We start from the raw sequence: 16,189 nt of genomic DNA, 5'->3' as shown, positions 1-16,189 counted from the left end.
TGACTGCCGTATGCCCTGCCCGATGGCGTCCTGGAAGACGCCACCTGTTTCGCAGGTTTCGGCCGTCTGTCTTCGTAATACTCCTAAATGTGTGACAAAAAAAATGTTTTTTCACATTCCAGCACTTTATTTTTTGAATGACGAACAACCCTTGGCGCATTCCGGGACCGCAACTAAGCTAATAGATCTACCGGTATTAAAAAGTGCTGCAATCAACCTGTTCGTCCTCTGTCGCGGCAGTGCGCAGCGCTCAAACCTGAATTCGACACCCCTTCATTAAAGCCCGTTAATTCCTACATAGATCCAGGACAAACCCTGCACCGGCATCTTTTCGCCCGCATTAAGCTGCGGCTGGCACTGAGTCCGCTAACCGTCACTTCCGTGGTGATTTTCTGATTCAACTCCGCGCAACACCTTCATTAATGCACGAGGTCACGGTACTGACGCCCCCCTCTTCAGGTGACGAATAAAAACCGCGACCGCGTTACTGCGAAAGGATGACTGCATGACTCCCATCTCCAAAACACTTGAACAATTGCTGCTCGAGATTTACAAGGACGGCAGCGTTTCGTTCACCGAGTACGAACAGCTGCGCGACAATGCTGATGAAAGAATGGAAAGGATCATCGAGCACTTTGGCCATCACAACAATACGACCGCTTTTCAAAAGGCCATGGATGTCGCCATGCAATTGCTGCAACTGGCAGTAATCGATGCCAAGAACGCCAAGCTGACCGATACCGGTGAAGCCATCGTCAAGGATGCAATCACCGCCCAGGTTGAATACCTGCGCGCAGGCAGCCATCTGGCACTGCGCCTGCTGTAACGCCGTGTTTCCTGGCCCGTCGAAGCCGGCGGGCCAGGAGGAATGGTCTAGCGCTCACCGAGCGCTTCACAACTGTCCCAGCCCAATCCACTTTGTGAGGTAGCGTTCATCAGCCAGGGTAATGCCGTACGCACCTTGTCCTGGGTGTCATGAAACGCAATCACCCCATGCCGCCAAAGCAGCATCAGGGTCAATACTCGATGGGCTGACTGCTCGCCGTTCAAGCTCGTCGCCAAGTCCTGGGCATCGATGCCCCACAAGGCCACCCGCATGCCCTGAGCCTCAAAAAAACCGCCGCTGTCGGCCCGGCGCTGCCCGTAGGGCGGGCGAAACAGAGGCACGTAGCGCTGCGGCACAACCTGATTGACCAGGGCGGCGCTACGCGCAATAGAGTCCTGCCAGTCTTTCCAGTGACTGTGGGAACGGTACTCCCAGCCCTGCACACCCACACACTGTCCCTTGTAGAGTGCCTGCAAGGCCAGCGCGCCCTCCTTGTCGAGACGCACCTGCAAGCTGTTACCCAGCACGAAAAAAATCCCGCTGATGGATTGCTTGCGCAGGTAACCGGTCAGCCAGTCAGTAGTGCCCGGCAATTGCGTGGGGCCGCTGTCGAAGGTCAACAAAAACAGCCGGTCGTGCATCGTCTCGCCGTTGACTTCCTGGTCGCCCAACAGAGCGATTTCACTGCTGATTTGCGGGAGCAGCGCCGCCATGCGTAATTGCTCATCCAGGTAGCGCTGGTGAAACTCACGGCCGGGCTCGGCCCAGGCCACATAAAACGAGTCATCGGCGATCGCGAACTTGCCCGCCTGCTCACGCAGACTGTCCATGTCATCGACGTAATAGCAGAACGAAGCATCCTGATCGCAACTTTGCTGCGCCAGGTTGTAGTTGGTCAGTAACCGCTGCCACATCCGCTGGCGCAGAGCATCTATTGCCTCAATATTGATTATTTTCAGACCCAACCGCTGTTTCAGGGCGCTTTCATCCAGCGCTTCGCTGACCATCAAGGCATGGGCAAAAGCGAGTATTTCGGCACGCGAGGCAACATCGAACAAGGCCGGGCTGGTCAATTGTTCGGGCCAGGTGCTGCGATCCAGCGTCGCGGGCTCGACAGGTGCTGCCACCGCCCCGGCACACACCAGCCAGACCCACAAGAAAAGAGCAATGCGCACTGATCAACCCCCTGTAAAAACTGACGGCACTATAACCCGACCAGTGCCCGACCCCGCAGGCGTTGGGGGATCTATCGCGTTCATAGGTGGAGTCAAACTGCGCCAACGCCTAGAATCCCCCGACGCTAAAAGGAGACAACCCCATGCTGATGGTGATTTCACCCGCTAAAACCCTCGATTATGAAACGCCGCCCGCCACAGCACGTTTCACCCAGCCCCAGTACCTGGACCATTCCCAGGAATTGATCGAACAATTGCGCGAACTGAGCCCGCAACAGATTGGCGAGCTGATGCATTTATCCGACAAGCTGTCGGGCCTCAACGCGGCGCGCTTTGGCAGCTGGACGCCCGCCTTTACCCCCGCCAATGCCAAGCAGGCACTGCTGGCGTTCAAGGGCGATGTCTACACCGGCCTCAATGCCGTGGACTTCAGCGAGGCCGACTTCGACTATGCGCAAAGCCACCTGCGCATGCTCTCGGGGCTCTACGGCCTGCTGCGTCCGCTGGACCTGATGATGCCGTATCGCCTGGAAATGGGCACCAAACTGGCCAACGCACGGGGCAAGGACCTGTACGCGTTCTGGGGCACGCACATCAGCGAATGGCTCAACCAGGCCCTGGCCGAACAAGGCGATGACGTACTGCTCAATCTGGCATCCAACGAATACTTCTCGGCGGTAAAAAAGTCGGCATTGAACGCCCGCATCATCAATACCGAGTTCAAGGACCTGAAAAACGGCCAGCATAAAATCATCAGTTTCTATGCGAAAAAAGCCCGAGGCATGATGAGCCGGTTTGTGATCAAGGAGCGCATCGACAACCCTGAGCACCTCAAGCAGTTTGATGAGCAGGGTTATCGCTTCAGCGCCGAGCAGTCCAAGCCGGATTTGCTGGTGTTTTTGCGCGACCACGCCCCGCAGTGACCCGCTGCATGCCTCATGCTGGTAAGTTATAGGTATTCCCTGCAAGAGGCCCAGCCATGTTTATCGGCGTTTTACTGATCATCACCTGGCTTGTCCTGTTGTTGCGCTACCCGGCCAAGGCCTTGCCGGTCTCACTGGCTGCCGTACTGGGGCTGGCGATAGTTGCAGCCTCGGTGGCGTGGCTGGACAGCCGTGAGGCGGCACAACTGGCACGTCTGGAACTGCGCATCGTCTATGACCCTGCCCAATGCCCGGCAGACCGACCGCTGCAACTGACCCTGAAAAACAGCAATGACGTACCACTGGTCGAACTTGGCTGGCGCATTGCCGCCTATGCACCGGGCGACACCGTCAATCTTGCCGACAACCTTTACACCGCCCCGCGCTACCGCGGCCCCGGCGAATTGCAAGCAGGGGCAAGCTGGCAGGACTGCTTGCCGATGCCGCCGCTGCGCACGGGTTATCGCCCGCAAACCCTCGAGTTTCGGGCAGAACGCCTGCAAGGCAGTTTTTCCAATTAAGGATGTTCCCATGCTGCGTGTTTTGATCACCGGTTGTTCCAGCGGTATTGGCCGCGCCCTGGCCGATGCTTTCAAGGTGGCGGGGCATGATGTCTGGGCCTGCGCCCGCAAGCCTGGGGATGTAGCACTATTGGCTGCGGCGGGGTTTGCCGCTGTGCAACTGGACGTCAATGATCCGCAGGGGTTGGAGCAATTGGCCGAGCGCCTGGAGCAGGCAGGCGGCGGGCTGGACGTGCTGATAAACAATGCAGGTTTCGGCGCTATGGGCCCCCTGCTCGATGGCGGCGTCGAGGGCTTGCAGCAGCAATTTGAAACCAATGTATTTTCCATTGTGGGCGTTACCCGCGCGCTGTTCCCGGCGCTGCGCCGCAACAAGGGCCTGGTGGTCAATATCGGCAGTGTTTCCGGGGTACTGGTCACCCCGTTTGCCGGCGCCTACTGTGCCTCTAAAGCTGCAGTACATGCCTTGAGTGATGCCCTGCGCATGGAGCTGGCGCCTTTTGCCATTGGCGTGCTGGAAGTGCAGCCCGGGGCCATTGATACCAGCTTCGCGAAAAATGCCAGCGCCCAGGCCGAGCAGTTGATTGCCGAGAGCTCCGCCTGGTGGCCCATGCGCGACGGTATTCGCGCCAGGGCCAGGGCCTCACAAGACAATCCCACCCCGGCCACAGCTTTTGCCGACGCAGTATTCAAGGCCGTCATGAAACCCAAGCCACCGATGTTGCTGCGTTACGGTAATGGCAGCCGCGCCTTGCCGCTGCTGGCCGCGCTGGTGCCCGCTGCCCTACTGGAAAAAATCCTGATGAAGCGGTTCGGCCTCAATACCCGTGCCTGACACTCATTATGTAGCAGCTGCTACGGGTGATAGCACTGGCCTATGCATACGCCTTCATAAAATCGATAAACACCCGCACCTTCAGCGGCAAATGCCGTGTATCGGGGTAGAGCGCGTACACCCCCTGGCGGCTCAGTTGCCATTCGGGCAGCAGATGTACCAGCCGCCCCGTGCGCAAATCCTCCTCGATCAGCCAGTCGGGCAGGATCGCCACGCCTTGCCCGGTCAGGGCAAACGCCTGCAACACCGATGAATTGTCCGCCCTGATGCGCGCCTTGCAGGGGTTGGGCTGGTAAGGACGGACCACACCGCTGCTCACCTCGGTAATAGTCAACTCCCCAACCCGGCCATGCTCCAGCCACGGCGTTTGCTCAAGCGCGTGCACGCTGTCTATCGGCACCACGCTGGCAACGAACGCCGGCGAGGCCACCGGCAGAATGCCGAAGGTGCTCAATTGCACGGCACGATGGCTGGAGTCGAGCACGCGACCCAGTCGCAAGGCCACGTCAAAACGCTCGGAGATCAGATCCGCGTGGGTCGATGAGGTCGACAGCTGGACGTTGAGGTCAGGGTGCAAGGCACGGAAGAGCTCCAGCGCCGGCACCACCTTGGCCAGGGCATATTCAACGGTGGTGGTGATGCGCAGCGTGCCCTTGAGTTCGGTGTGTTCGCTGCGCGCTTCGTCAATCGCCAGCCGGGCCTCTTCCAGCATGCTCAGGCAGCGCTGGTAAAAGCGCTCACCCGCCTCAGTCAGGGCCAACCGTCGGGTGTTGCGCGTTAGCAGGGTCACGCCCAGCTCAGCCTCTAGACGCTTGATATTGAAGCTGACCACCGCACGGGTTTGCCCCAGTAAATCAGCCGCGGCGGTAAGGGAGCCTGCTTCGACCACGGCCTTGAAGGTGTCGAACCGGTCGAGGCTGACCATAGAGAAACCTGCCAATTGTCAAAATAATTTTGACAATCTAGCAGCAGACGGACGGTTCCTCCATAAGCCAAAGCTGCTTACTGTGCGCTCTACTGAAAAGGAGCCACCCATGGCTTACCGCAATAAAGTCGCGCTGGTGTATCTGCTGGGATTTGCCCTGGATCTGGTGAATATGTTCGCAGCCTCGATCGCCTACCCGGATATCAGCCAGCAGCTGCATGCCTCGGTCACACAACTGGCGTGGATTGGCAATGCCTACATGCTTGGCCTGATCCTGGTCATTGTGCCCAGCGTATGGCTAACCCAACTGTTTGGTGAGAAACGCCTGATTGTGCTTTCACTGACATTATTCAGCGTGGCGTCGTTGTGTGTGGCCCAAGCGACCTCAATTGAAGCTCTGATCGGCTACCGCCTGCTGCAGGGGCTGGGGGGCGGGCTGTTGATTCCGGTCGGTCAGGCTATGGCCTATCGGCACTTCCCGATCCGCGACCGGGCCCGACTGACCTCAGTGATTTTGCTGGTGGCGCTGCTAGTGCCCGCACTGTCGCCAGCACTGGGCGGCTGGATGATCGAAGCGCTCACTTGGCGCTGGGTGTTTTATGCCAATCTGCCACTGACCTTGCTTACCCTGCTGCTGGCAGTCTGCTGGCTGCAACCCGACCCGCCTGCGCAGCCCGTATTGCCCATGACTTACAGGCGCATTCGAGCTGGCGCAGCCAATATGGGCCGCCTGTTCAAAAGCCCGTTGCTGCAAGTGGCAATGCTGACCTACCTGTTTATCCCCGGCATTTTCATCGGCACGCAACTGGTGAGTATCTTGTACCTGCACCAACTGGGTTTTAGCGCCACGCAAACCGGCATGCTGATGCTGCCCTGGGCTCTGGCTTCAGCACTGGGCATCACCCTGAGCCGCTACCAGTTCAACCGCCTTGGCCCCAAACCCTTGCTACTGCTGGGCATGAGCGTACAAGCCGCGGGTATTGCGTTACTGCCCCAAATCGATAGCTCCAGCATCGGCTTGCCCATGGCGCTGTACGCCGTGATGGGCTTTGGTGGCAGCCTGTGCAGCAGCAGCGCACAAAACACAGCCTTTATCGATATCGCACCCGAACACATGGGCCACGCCAGTGCACTGTGGAACCTCAACCGCCAATTGAGCTTCCTGCTTGGCCCGGCCTTGATGATGGCCCTGTTCGGTACATTGACCGCAATCACCTCGACGTCCCACGCCTTTGCCCTATGCTTTGCCATCGGGGGTGCATTGACGCTGGTGCCGCTGGTTCCCGTTCTACGCCTTGATACATCCCGCGTGCTGGCCTTGCTCGCACCCTGACCTGGAGATTTTGATGAGTGACTATAAGCGCTACTTCGATCTGGTAAGCGAAACCCACGTCGAAATTGAAGGCTGGTTTTCCGGTCTGGAACCCGGCGTGCTGCCGGTATTGCTGGCGCGGTTTTCGCCGCAGTTTTCGATGATTGCCCCCAGCGGCAACGTGCTGGACGCCAACGGCGTAGAAACACTGTTTGAACAACTGCGCGGTGCGCGCCCGGGCCTGAACATCACCCTCAGCGAGTTCAAGGGCATTGCCCTGCATCCAGGTGGTGCAGTAGTCAGCTACCGCGAGCTGCAGGAAGAACACAACGGCAACCGCACCGACCGCCGCGCCACCGTGGTATTCGAGAAAGACGCCGACGGCAAGATACTGTGGCGGCATTTGCACGAGACGTTTTGCGCGGCTTGAACCCCGGCCTCGCGCTTGTGGGAGCGGGCTTGCTCGCGATGCCGTCACTGCGGTGTTTCAGTTAAACCGCGTCGAGGCCATCGCGAGCAAGCCCGCTCCCACATTAACTTTACTCGGCCTTGCCCTGATCCACGATCACCGTACAGGTCGTACCCGCGGCCAGCAGGAAGCCATCGGGGATCTCGTCGATATGGATCCGCACCGGCACCCGCTGGGCCAGACGCACCCAGTTGAACGTCGGGTTAACGTCAGCCACCAGCTCACGGCTTTCGGGGTTGTCGCGGTCGTAGATACCGCGCGAGATGCTTTCAACATGGCCCTTCAACACTTCACCGCTCATCATTTGCAGGTCGGCTTTGTCGCCCACGCGGATATGCGGCAGTTTGGTTTCTTCAAAGAAGCCATAGACCCAGAACGAATCCTGGTCGATCACGGCCATTTTCGGATCACCCACCCGTGCATAGTCGCCGCGATGCACATTGAGGTTGGTCACGTAACCATCGACCGTGGCCAGGACCTTGGTGCGCTTGAGGTTGAGCTGCGCCGCGTCCAGCTGCGCCAGGGCGTGCTGATAGTCGGCCAGGGCCGAGTCGGCGATGTTGCTGGCGTCGTCACGGTTCTCGCGGGAAATCACCAGGCTGTCCATGTCAGCCCGACGATGGGCGTTGACCTTGCGCATTTCCCAGGTTGCCTTGCGGGAGGCCACCAGCGACTGGGCTTGCTTGACCATGATTTCGTAGTGCTCAGGGTCGATTTCCAGCAGCACGTCGCCCTTTTTCACCAACTGGTTGTCCTTGACCGGCACGCCGACCACATAGCCGTTGACGTCGGCCGCGACGTTGATGATATCGGCCCGCACCCGTCCATCACGGGTCCACGGGGTGTTCATGTAATGTTCCCACAGGGTTCGGCCGATCCATATCGCAAGGGCCAAAACCAGCAAGGTGGCAAGCAGGCTGAAGAACTTTTTCATCGGATCGGTCTCAACGGTAAACAGTGAGCGCCATGGCGCCAAAAAGACAAGCAAACAGGCTCAGGCGCAGCAGCGCCGGGTGCCAGAAGAAGCGGTACAGGTCGTAGCCGGAAAACAGTCGGTCAAAGCCCCATGCCAACCCCGCCGCGATAAAAAACATCAGGGTCATGGTGGGCATGTAGACGCCGTGGAAGGCGATTTCACGAGGCATGTTCAAGTCCTTGCGGCTGGGCATAAGCGGCCAGCGGCGATTGCGGGTCAAGCAGTGATGTACGAATAAAATGCAGGTAGCTTTGCACCCGCACCAACGCCGAGGTATCGAAGTTGCGGGCAAAGGGTTCGTCGGTAGACTGCACGCGGCTGATGGCGTGATCGACGGCAATCAGCGCGCGCTCCAGGTTGCTTTCGCTGGGGGCGATAAACAGCCGCACCAGCGCCCGGCCCATGACCCGGATGGCCTGGCGCCACGGCTGGGCCTCGGCATACGCCGGGTGAACCGGCAAAATGGCCTGTTCCTTGCGCAGCTCGATAATTGCGTGGCCGACTTCCAGCACCACAAACATCCAGCGCAGCAATTGGCGTTGCACCTGCGGCTTGCCGGCGGCCAGGCCGTAAGCCTGATGCATCAGGTCACGGGTACGGCTTTCCAGGCTGGAGCTCAGACCACGTAACTTGCCACTGATGGCATACACCACCTGTTCACGCAGATCCTGCTCCAGACGGCTCCACAACCAGCGGCTGTTGGGCGGCAGGATAATCGCACCGGCAGCCGCACAGACCAGCATGCCCATGACCATCGCGATGTAGTCGTTAATGAACTGATACGGGTTATAGATCGTCAGGTTGTCGGGGACCGAGCCGGTGCTGAAAAAGATCAGCAAGCCCAGGCCGACACCCGCGTAATTGGCCCGCGACGTGAGGAACGAACCGAGCACGATCACCGGCGTCAGCACCAGACACAACAGCGGGAAACCGTCGATATGAGGCAGCACGAAAAACATTTCGACAAAGCCGATCAACGCCCCCAGGAAGGTCCCGCAGGCCATCTGAAAAGCCATGCGTTTGGGGTTGGGCGTGGCTGCCGACAAGCCCACCGTGGCGGCGGCGATCAGGGTCATCATGGCGCCGCTGGGCCAGGCGGTCATCACCCAGTAGGTGCCGAGCACGGCCAGGATAAACGCTGCCCGAATCCCGGAAGCGGCCGCCGACCACCAGTTGGTCTGCGAAATAAACGGTTGGTCCCAACGCTCCCGTTCGTGGGTGTGATCGGCCAGCGAGGCGTGGGTCAGCGCGTAGTTGTGCAGGTCGTCGACAAAGCGGAACAGCAGCTCGTAGGCGGTGTTGAAGTCGAGGAAGTCAGACGGGCTGGGTTCGCTTTGCAGAAACCTGACCCGCAACGCACGGACATGCCCTGGCAGGCTCGCCTTGAAGGCATCCAGTTGCTCGGCGAGCAAAGCCGCGTCTTTATCCGTCAACGAGCGACCGGCATAGGTGTCGAGCAACTGCGCCAGGATCTCCAGCTCCGGCTCGATGGCCGACACTACGTCCACCACACCACGGCTGCGCAAACGTGCAAGCAACTGGTGCAAGGCATTGAAGCGCGTAGTAATGGCCATGAACTCGCTGTTCAAACGACTCAGGCGGCCACTGCGACGACGCATATGCGGGTCTTCAAATACGGTCACGCTGCGCATGCCTTCGAGGCCCACGCTTTCACCGATAAAACGCACGTTGCTGGCCTCGTAGGCCTCCTGGGAGGACTGGCCACGCAGGCCTTCGGCAACAAAACCGGCAAATACGCCAAAGCGTTTGTACAGCGCGTCATGCATTGCTGCGCCAGCCGTTTTGGGCAGGATCGCAGCGCTGACCACGGTGGAGCAGAGAATGCCCAGCGAGATCTCCAGCACCCGCCACACCGCGGCCATAAAGGCGCCATCGGGGTGGGCCAGGGCAGGCAGGCCGACCATTGCAGCGGTGTAACCGGCCAGCACAAAACCATAAGCACGGAAGTTGCGGCAGCGAGCAGCACCGGCGGAGCAGATGCCCACCCAGATCGCCATCGCACCGAGAAACAGCACGGTGTTCTGCGCGAACAGGGCGATCAGCGCCACCATTACCGCCGAGCCGGTCAGGGTGCCCAAAAACCGGTAAAAACTTTTGGCGAACACCTGGCCGCTTTGCGGCTGCATCACGATAAAGACAGTGATCATGGCGGTGCGCGGTTGCGGCAGCTCAAGGCGCATGGCCAGCCACAGGGTCAGAAAGGCGGCGACCAGCACTTTGAAAATATGCACCCAGGTCACGCCATCGCTGCGTGCCCAGTCAAAAAAGCCACGGCGCCATTCCAGGGAATACAGCCAGCGTACCGGGGCGGGCAAGTGGTTCATCTACAGGCTCTCAAAATTAGCCATCGAGGGGGATTGGTGGTCAGGTTCAGTGGTTGAACAGCGCCATGACGGCCGGCGGTTTGTCGGGCACATAGCGATCGTCCCTGGGCACATCGTTGCCAGCACCAAGGCCGCCACCCAGCGCCGTCACCAGCTCGGCGTGGGCACTCAGGCGGGCGGCCTGGACCTGTTGCTGGATCTGCTGCTGCTTGAACAGCAGGGTTTGTGCATTGAGCACGTTGAGGTAGTCGGTCAGACCACGCTGGAACGCGACCACGGCGATGTCGTAGGTTTTTTGCGCGGCCTGCACCGACTCGGCGGCAAAGACCTGCTGTTTTTCCATCGACTCGCGCTTGATCAACTGATCGGAAATGCCCTTGAGCGCAGTCACCAGGGTCTGGTTGTACTTGGCCACGGCCATGTCATAGCCACCAGAGGCCACGCCCAGTTCCGAGCGCAAGCGACCGCCATCGAAGATCGGCAGCGAAATGGCCGGGCCAACGTTGTAGTTGAGCTTCTTGCCGGTCAGAAAACCCAGCGCGCTACCACCGGTGGCCATAAAGCCGATGCTGCCCACCAGGTCTACGTTGGGGTAGAAACCGGCGTGCGCCACATCGATGCCGCGGGCCTGGGCTGCCACTTCCCAGCGGCTGGCAACCACATCAGGACGCTGTCCCAGCAGTTCAGCAGGAAGGCTCGACGGCAGTTTCAGTGCAGTGGCCAGGGCGAGGGTTGGTCGCTTGAGGCGTGCACCCTCCCCCGGGCCCTTGCCGGCCAGCGCCGACAACTGGTTGCGGGTCAAGGCGATTTCTTCTTCCTGGGCGTCAATCTGGCGATGAATCTCGGGCAGCGGCGCCTGCGCCTGGCTGACTTCAAAATGGGTGCCGATACCGCCGTCCAGACGCTTTTGCGCCAGATCGAGAATCTGTTCTTGCTGGTGCAGGGTCGATTCGACGATATCGAGCTGGGCGTAGTGCAGCGACAGCTGGATATAGGCACGAATCACGTTGTTCTGCAGTTCGAGCTGGGCCTGACGACCTTCGGCCACACTCATGTGCGCCATGTCCACGGCCTGCTCTGTGGCATTGCTTTCGCGGCCCCACAAGTCCAGGGCAAAGCTGAAGCCCAGCGCGGCGTTGTTGTCCCAGGTTGTGGAGTTGTCCAATGCACCCGGGCCATAGAATTGGTCCGAGGGCCAGTTGTGCCGTTTGAGCGTCGAATCTGCGTTGATTTGCAGCGACTCGGCCGACTCGGCAACCCCGGCCATGGCTCTGGCCTGACGCACACGGGCTGCAGCCATTGCCATCGTTGGGCTACCCTGTACGGCAAGGCTGATCCACTCATCCAGTTGCGGGTCGCCATAAGCGTGCCACCATTGGGCTTTGGGCCAGTTCGCGTCTTTCGCGGCGCTTTGAATCGCCTCGTCGGTGGCCAGCGTATTGGCGGGAAGCATGCTGCCCTTGGGCGCGATGCCACCAAAACCAATGCAACCGTTTAATGCTAACGATAAAGCCAGAACACTGAGGGCTTTAAGCTCTCTGCTGATGCGACGCTGCACTGCTGCAAATTCCTGAAAAGGAGGGAGGATGAGGCTTGAGATAGAGAAGTCTATGACTTGGCAGGCACAACGATAAGCGGGCATAAATGTGAATCTTTATTACCGTTCTTGGGATAATCCGTTGGTCGAATGAAAAGCGGCCTGTAAAGCCTGAAACTTCATGTCACAATTTGTTGCTGTGTAATTGGTTGCTGTCCCCTATATCGCCCCTTGAGAGCACTTCATGGACACTTTGCAAAACATGCGCGCCTTCAGTTGTGTGGCCGAAGCCGGAAGTTTCACGGCCGCTGCCGCCATGCTGGACACCACCACTGCCAACGTCTCGCGCGCGGTCTCCAACCTTGAGGCCCACCTGCAAACACGCCTGCTTAACCGCACCACCCGCCGCATCGCCCTGACCGAAGCCGGCAAACGCTATTTACTGCGCTGCGAGCAAATCCTGGCCTACGTTGAGGAAGCCGAAGCCGAGGCCAGCGACGCCCACTCGCGCCCTGCCGGGCAATTGAAAGTGCACACCATGACCGGCATCGGCCAGCACTTCGTGATCGACGCCATTGCCCGCTACCGCAAGACCCACCCCGACGTGACCTTCGACCTGACCCTGGCCAACCGCGTGCCGGACCTGCTCAACGAAGGCTACGACGTGTCCATCGTGCTGGCCAGCGAGCTGCCGGACTCGGGTTTTGTGTCCCAGCGCCTGGGCATTACCTACAGCATCGTCTGTGCATCGCCCGGCTATGTGAAAGCCAATGGCACGGCAACCAAGCCCAGCGACCTGCTCAACCATTCCTGCCTGCGCCTGGTCAGCCCGGTGATTGCATTGGACAAATGGGTGTTCGAAGGCCCGGAAGGCCAGGAAATGGTGCTGATCAACTCTTCGCCGTTTCTGGTCAACTCGGCCGACGCGATGAAAACCGCGATCACCAGCGGCATGGGTGTCGGCGTGCTGCCGGTGTACGCCGCCATCGAAGGCCTGCGCAACGGCACGCTGGTGCGCATGCTGCCCAAGTACCGCTCCCAGGAACTGAACCTGTACGCCATCTACCCGTCGCGCCAGTACCTGGATGCCAAGATCAAGACCTGGGTCGAATACTTGAAAAGCTCGCTGCCGGAAATTCTGGCGGCGCATCAGACTGAACTGGCCACCTATAGCTGATTGCGATTTTGTGGGAGCGGGCTTGCTCGCGATTGCTACAACGCGGTGTATCTGCCACACCCCGACGATCCAATCGCGAGCAAGCCCGCTCCCACAGGTCAAGGATTGGCAGCGGGCGGGCGAGAATGTTAGCGTGCTTACATTCCCGACAGCCGATGAGTCTTGTTCAGATGAGCCTTTCCAGCACCAAGAAAACCGTACTTGCCTTCAGCCGCGTCACCCCCGAGATGATCGAGCGCCTGCAACAGGATTTCAACGTCATCGCGCCCAACCCCAAGCTGGGCGATATCAACGCCCAATTCGAAGAGGCACTGCCCCACGCCCACGGTCTGATCGGCGTCGGCCGCAAACTGGGGCGCAAGCAGCTGGAACATGCCCGGCAGCTTGAGGTCGTCTCCAGCGTCTCGGTGGGTTACGACAACTACGATGTCGACTACTTCAACGAACGCGGCATCATGCTCACCAATACCCCGGACGTGCTGACCGAAAGCACCGCCGACCTGGGTTTTACCCTGATCATGAGCAGCGCCCGTCGGGTCGCCGAGCTGGACGCCTGGACCAAGGCCGGCCAATGGCAAGCCAGCGTGCCACCCGCCCTGTTCGGCAGCGATGTCTACGGCAAGACCCTGGGTATCGTCGGCATGGGTAATATCGGCGCAGCCGTTGCCCGTCGTGGCCGGCTGGGTTTCAACATGCCAATCCTGTACAGCGGCAACAGCCGCAAGACCGCACTTGAGCAAGAGTTGGGCGCGCAATTTCGCAGCCTCGACCAGTTGCTGGCCGAAGCGGACTTCGTCTGCCTGGTGGTGCCATTGAGCGAGAAAACCCGGCATCTGATCAGCCAGCGCGAACTCAAGCTGATGAAGCCGAGCGCTATTCTGGTGAATATCTCCCGTGGCCCGGTGGTCGACGAACCGGCACTGATCGAAGCCCTGCAAAACGGCACCATTCGCGGCGCTGGCCTGGATGTTTACGAGAAAGAACCGCTGAGCGAATCACCTTTGTTCGCGTTGAAAAACGCCGTGACCCTGCCCCATATCGGCTCGGCCACCCACGAAACCCGTGAGGCGATGGCCAACCGCGCCCTGGCCAACCTGCGCAGCGCCCTGCTGGGCGAACGCCCGCAAGACCTGGTCAACCCGCAGGTGTTCAAGGGCTGAGGCAAGGTCTGTTGTGGGAGCGAGCTTGCTCGCGATTGGATCGCCGAGGTGTGACTGATACACCGCGTCGCTGCCATCGCGAGCAAGCCCGCTCCCACAGGGGGTTACAGACTCACGCCAGCTTGGCGTTCAATGCCACCGGCTTGGGTTTGCGAAACACCAGCACGTTACCCAGCATCACCAGCACCAACCCGGCCAACGCCGGGGGGGTCCACTGGTAGCCTTCGGCAAAGGCCGACACATTCAGCGCCACCAGCGGGAACAACACCGTGCAATAGGCCGCGCGCTCCGGCCCCATGCGCCCGACCAGGGTCAGGTACGCGGTAAAGCCGATCACCGAGCCCGGTATCACCAGGTACAACAGCGAACCGATATAGCGCGTGTTCCATTCCATTTCGAACGGGATACCCCTTAGCGCGCAGTACACCGCCAGCATGCTGGCACCATACAGCATGCCCCAGGCATTGGTGGTCAGCGGCTTGAGCCCGGCTTTCTGTTGCAGGCTGGACAGCATGTTGCCCGCCGAAAAACACAGGGTGCCGATCAACGCCAGCCCCAGTCCGAGGGCAATATGCGGTGTGGCGGCATGCCCGCTCAATTCCGGCCAGAACAACAGGCCCAGCCCGAGCATGCCCAGGGCACCGCCAGCGATCACGTTGCGGGCGATTTTCTGCTTGAAGAAAATCCGCGCATTCAGCGCATTCCACAATGTGGCGGTAGAAAACACCACCGCGATCAGGCCTGTGGTCACCCACTGGCTGGCGGTCAAGAAACACATGAAGTTGACACAGAACAGGCACAACCCCTGGGCCAGGCAAATCAGATGCCCGCGCCTGTTCATCACCTGCAACTTGCGGCTGAGCAACAGCACGGCAAACAGCACCAACGCCGCCAGACCAAAGCGGTAAACGATGGACACCGGTATCGCCACCACCCCCAATTGCAATTTCAGGGCGATCCAGGTGGTGCCCCAGATCAAGACAGTCATTACATATAAAAACAGGTTCATGGCGCACTCCAGACAATGGCCTTCAGTCTGGGCCCGCTGCCTGGGCCGCACTTGCAGATTCTTGCGCTTTTGTGGGGTCGGGGCTGGCAGCCGCAGTGCGACGGAGTAGGATGCGAGCATGCCCGCATTCGATACCCTGCAAGTCTTCCAGTCCATGAACAGCTCGCCCAATGCCCGTCTGGTGCACAGTGCCGAGCTGGGTGAGGGCATGGCCGCTGCTGTGTGGACCAACCACCACGATGCCCGTGAGTATGAAGCACCGACGCACCACACCTTGTCGTGCTATATCTCCGGCGGCACCGGTACTTTCAGACGCGAGCAACCGGGCGCCAAGGGCTCACCGGGCAAGCTCTGCGTGCTGCCCGCCGATCATCGATCGGCGTGGGTGATCAATGGCGAAATACGCCTGGCCCATGTGTATGTCAGCCAGGAGCAATTTGCCCTGGGCTGCATCGCCCTGCTCGACCGCGAACCCAGGGAGATGCAATTGCGGGAACTGACCTTTCAGGATGACGAACAGCAAACCCGCCGCTTTCATCAACTGATCCAGACCAACTGGGACGAGCCCGCCGAACGCCTGCTCACCAGCAGCCTGGCCAGCGCCCTGCTCGACCATGCCGTACTGACCCAGGTGGGGCTGCGTGACGGGCTGCAACTCAAGGGCGGGCTGGCGGCCTATCAGCGCCGCCAACTGGTGGAATACATCGAGCACCGGCTGGCCGAACCGCTGAACATCGGCCAGTTGGCAGCGCAGTGCGCGCTATCGCCTTACCACTTTGCCCGCATGTTCCGCGAAAGCTTTGGCGTACCGCCCCATCAATACCTGCTGGCCCGCCGCCTGGCCCGCGCCCGCGACCTGCTGCGCAACAGCACACTGGCGTTGGGCCATGTTGCACTGGCCTGTGGCTTCGCCAGCGCCAGCCACTTCGCCAACCGCTTCAAGCAAAGCCTGGGCGGCACGCCGGGGGAGTTTCGGGCGGTGTTCAGGTAACCCTGGCG

At 60.0% G+C, this 16,189-nt stretch carries 16 protein-coding genes; 9 read left to right on the top strand and 7 right to left on the bottom strand.

The window, feature by feature from the left end:
* Nucleotides 1–505: 505 nt before the first annotated feature.
* Entirely contained in the window at nucleotides 506–826 is a 321-nt protein-coding gene (locus EQV96_RS07230; RefSeq protein ID WP_095001207.1) for a hypothetical protein, read from the top strand.
* A 47-nt stretch (nucleotides 827–873) separates the two neighbouring features.
* Here EQV96_RS07230 and EQV96_RS07225 read toward each other — a convergent pair whose 3' ends face one another.
* On the bottom strand, nucleotides 874–2,001 hold the full coding sequence (locus EQV96_RS07225; protein ID WP_095001206.1) for a polysaccharide deacetylase family protein: 1,128 nt from the start codon (nucleotides 1,999–2,001) through the stop codon (nucleotides 874–876).
* A 143-nt stretch (nucleotides 2,002–2,144) separates the two neighbouring features.
* Here EQV96_RS07225 and yaaA point away from each other — a divergent pair, with 143 nt between their 5' ends.
* The 3 genes from yaaA to EQV96_RS07210 are packed head-to-tail and all read left to right on the top strand — an operon-like array spanning nucleotide 2,145 to nucleotide 4,280.
* Nucleotides 2,145–2,924 carry a peroxide stress protein YaaA gene (yaaA, locus tag EQV96_RS07220; RefSeq protein WP_095001205.1) on the top strand — a complete coding sequence of 260 codons (780 nt, stop codon included), beginning with the start codon at nucleotides 2,145–2,147 and terminating at the stop codon, nucleotides 2,922–2,924.
* A 56-nt stretch (nucleotides 2,925–2,980) separates the two neighbouring features.
* Complete coding sequence (locus EQV96_RS07215; RefSeq protein ID WP_095001204.1) at nucleotides 2,981–3,445, top strand: multidrug transporter; 465 nt, start codon at nucleotides 2,981–2,983, stop codon at nucleotides 3,443–3,445.
* A 10-nt stretch (nucleotides 3,446–3,455) separates the two neighbouring features.
* Nucleotides 3,456–4,280, top strand: a complete 825-nt coding sequence (locus EQV96_RS07210; protein WP_095001203.1) for an SDR family oxidoreductase — start codon at nucleotides 3,456–3,458, stop codon at nucleotides 4,278–4,280.
* A 40-nt stretch (nucleotides 4,281–4,320) separates the two neighbouring features.
* Here EQV96_RS07210 and EQV96_RS07205 read toward each other — a convergent pair whose 3' ends face one another.
* Nucleotides 4,321–5,205 (bottom strand): LysR family transcriptional regulator, encoded by an 885-nt coding sequence (locus EQV96_RS07205; RefSeq protein WP_095020543.1) that lies wholly within the window; start codon nucleotides 5,203–5,205, stop codon nucleotides 4,321–4,323.
* Between the two features lie 109 nt (nucleotides 5,206–5,314).
* On the opposite strand from EQV96_RS07205, the gene EQV96_RS07200 reads away from it, so the two are divergent.
* Together EQV96_RS07200 and EQV96_RS07195 are read left to right on the top strand one after the other, a co-directional pair.
* Nucleotides 5,315–6,538: an MFS transporter gene (locus EQV96_RS07200; protein WP_240881672.1), complete on the top strand. Its 1,224-nt coding sequence runs from the start codon at nucleotides 5,315–5,317 to the stop codon at nucleotides 6,536–6,538.
* A gap of 13 nt (nucleotides 6,539–6,551) precedes the next feature.
* The gene (locus tag EQV96_RS07195; RefSeq protein WP_095018217.1) at nucleotides 6,552–6,947 is read left to right on the top strand and encodes a DUF4440 domain-containing protein; all 396 of its coding nucleotides are present in this window, start codon (nucleotides 6,552–6,554) and stop codon (nucleotides 6,945–6,947) included.
* Nucleotides 6,948–7,056: 109 nt separating this feature from the next.
* Here the strand turns inward: EQV96_RS07195 and EQV96_RS07190 are convergent, their stop codons facing one another.
* Genes EQV96_RS07190 through EQV96_RS07175 form a run of 4 tightly spaced genes read right to left on the bottom strand, consistent with a single transcriptional unit; the run spans nucleotide 7,057 to nucleotide 11,865 of the window.
* Entirely contained in the window at nucleotides 7,057–7,920 is an 864-nt protein-coding gene (locus EQV96_RS07190; RefSeq protein ID WP_016781860.1) for an HlyD family secretion protein, read from the bottom strand.
* Between the two features lie 10 nt (nucleotides 7,921–7,930).
* A complete protein-coding gene (locus EQV96_RS07185; protein ID WP_016781859.1) occupies nucleotides 7,931–8,131 on the bottom strand; it encodes a DUF1656 domain-containing protein in 201 nt (66 codons plus the stop codon).
* Nucleotides 8,121–10,307, bottom strand: a complete 2,187-nt coding sequence (locus EQV96_RS07180) for an FUSC family protein (RefSeq protein ID WP_095001199.1) — start codon at nucleotides 10,305–10,307, stop codon at nucleotides 8,121–8,123. The genes EQV96_RS07185 and EQV96_RS07180 overlap by 11 nt, the downstream gene beginning before the upstream one ends.
* A 46-nt stretch (nucleotides 10,308–10,353) precedes the next feature.
* Nucleotides 10,354–11,865, bottom strand: a complete 1,512-nt coding sequence (locus EQV96_RS07175; protein ID WP_095018218.1) for an efflux transporter outer membrane subunit — start codon at nucleotides 11,863–11,865, stop codon at nucleotides 10,354–10,356.
* A gap of 223 nt (nucleotides 11,866–12,088) precedes the next feature.
* Between EQV96_RS07175 and EQV96_RS07170 the strand changes: the two genes are divergently transcribed.
* A complete protein-coding gene (locus tag EQV96_RS07170) occupies nucleotides 12,089–13,021 on the top strand; it encodes a LysR family transcriptional regulator (protein ID WP_095001197.1) in 933 nt (310 codons plus the stop codon).
* A gap of 170 nt (nucleotides 13,022–13,191) precedes the next feature.
* Nucleotides 13,192–14,181: a D-glycerate dehydrogenase gene (locus EQV96_RS07165; RefSeq protein WP_095024913.1), complete on the top strand. Its 990-nt coding sequence runs from the start codon at nucleotides 13,192–13,194 to the stop codon at nucleotides 14,179–14,181.
* A gap of 112 nt (nucleotides 14,182–14,293) precedes the next feature.
* On the opposite strand, the gene EQV96_RS07160 is transcribed toward EQV96_RS07165, so the two are convergent.
* On the bottom strand, nucleotides 14,294–15,190 hold the full coding sequence (locus tag EQV96_RS07160) for a DMT family transporter (RefSeq protein WP_095018257.1): 897 nt from the start codon (nucleotides 15,188–15,190) through the stop codon (nucleotides 14,294–14,296).
* 118 nt (nucleotides 15,191–15,308) lie between these two features.
* Between EQV96_RS07160 and EQV96_RS07155 the strand changes: the two genes are divergently transcribed.
* Nucleotides 15,309–16,181 (top strand): helix-turn-helix domain-containing protein, encoded by an 873-nt coding sequence (locus EQV96_RS07155; RefSeq protein ID WP_095001194.1) that lies wholly within the window; start codon nucleotides 15,309–15,311, stop codon nucleotides 16,179–16,181.
* Nucleotides 16,182–16,189 lie beyond the last annotated feature (8 nt).

Origin of the sequence: Pseudomonas sp. TMW22080 (assembly GCF_022496745.1) — a bacterium.
GTDB classification, from domain to species: Bacteria; Pseudomonadota; Gammaproteobacteria; order Pseudomonadales; family Pseudomonadaceae; genus Aquipseudomonas; species Aquipseudomonas bubulae.
The sequence above is the reverse complement of the archived record's forward strand: the minus strand, read 5'-3'. Positions and strand labels throughout refer to the sequence as shown.

What these genes read in the sequence shown, in the direction of transcription:
- EQV96_RS07230 (WP_095001207.1), top strand. Translation starts at nt 506, where the DNA reads ATGACTCCCATCTCCAAAACACTTGAACAATTGCTGCTCGAGATTTAC.
- yaaA (WP_095001205.1), top strand. Translation starts at nt 2,145, where the DNA reads ATGCTGATGGTGATTTCACCCGCTAAAACCCTCGATTATGAAACGCCG.
- EQV96_RS07215 (WP_095001204.1), top strand. Translation starts at nt 2,981, where the DNA reads ATGTTTATCGGCGTTTTACTGATCATCACCTGGCTTGTCCTGTTGTTG.
- EQV96_RS07210 (WP_095001203.1), top strand. Translation starts at nt 3,456, where the DNA reads ATGCTGCGTGTTTTGATCACCGGTTGTTCCAGCGGTATTGGCCGCGCC.
- EQV96_RS07205 (WP_095020543.1), bottom strand. Translation starts at nt 5,205, where the DNA reads ATGGTCAGCCTCGACCGGTTCGACACCTTCAAGGCCGTGGTCGAAGCA.
- EQV96_RS07200 (WP_240881672.1), top strand. Translation starts at nt 5,315, where the DNA reads ATGGCTTACCGCAATAAAGTCGCGCTGGTGTATCTGCTGGGATTTGCC.
- EQV96_RS07195 (WP_095018217.1), top strand. Translation starts at nt 6,552, where the DNA reads ATGAGTGACTATAAGCGCTACTTCGATCTGGTAAGCGAAACCCACGTC.
- EQV96_RS07190 (WP_016781860.1), bottom strand. Translation starts at nt 7,920, where the DNA reads ATGAAAAAGTTCTTCAGCCTGCTTGCCACCTTGCTGGTTTTGGCCCTT.
- EQV96_RS07185 (WP_016781859.1), bottom strand. Translation starts at nt 8,131, where the DNA reads ATGCCTCGTGAAATCGCCTTCCACGGCGTCTACATGCCCACCATGACC.
- EQV96_RS07180 (WP_095001199.1), bottom strand. Translation starts at nt 10,307, where the DNA reads ATGAACCACTTGCCCGCCCCGGTACGCTGGCTGTATTCCCTGGAATGG.
- EQV96_RS07170 (WP_095001197.1), top strand. Translation starts at nt 12,089, where the DNA reads ATGGACACTTTGCAAAACATGCGCGCCTTCAGTTGTGTGGCCGAAGCC.
- EQV96_RS07165 (WP_095024913.1), top strand. Translation starts at nt 13,192, where the DNA reads ATGAGCCTTTCCAGCACCAAGAAAACCGTACTTGCCTTCAGCCGCGTC.
- EQV96_RS07160 (WP_095018257.1), bottom strand. Translation starts at nt 15,190, where the DNA reads ATGAACCTGTTTTTATATGTAATGACTGTCTTGATCTGGGGCACCACC.
- EQV96_RS07155 (WP_095001194.1), top strand. Translation starts at nt 15,309, where the DNA reads ATGCCCGCATTCGATACCCTGCAAGTCTTCCAGTCCATGAACAGCTCG.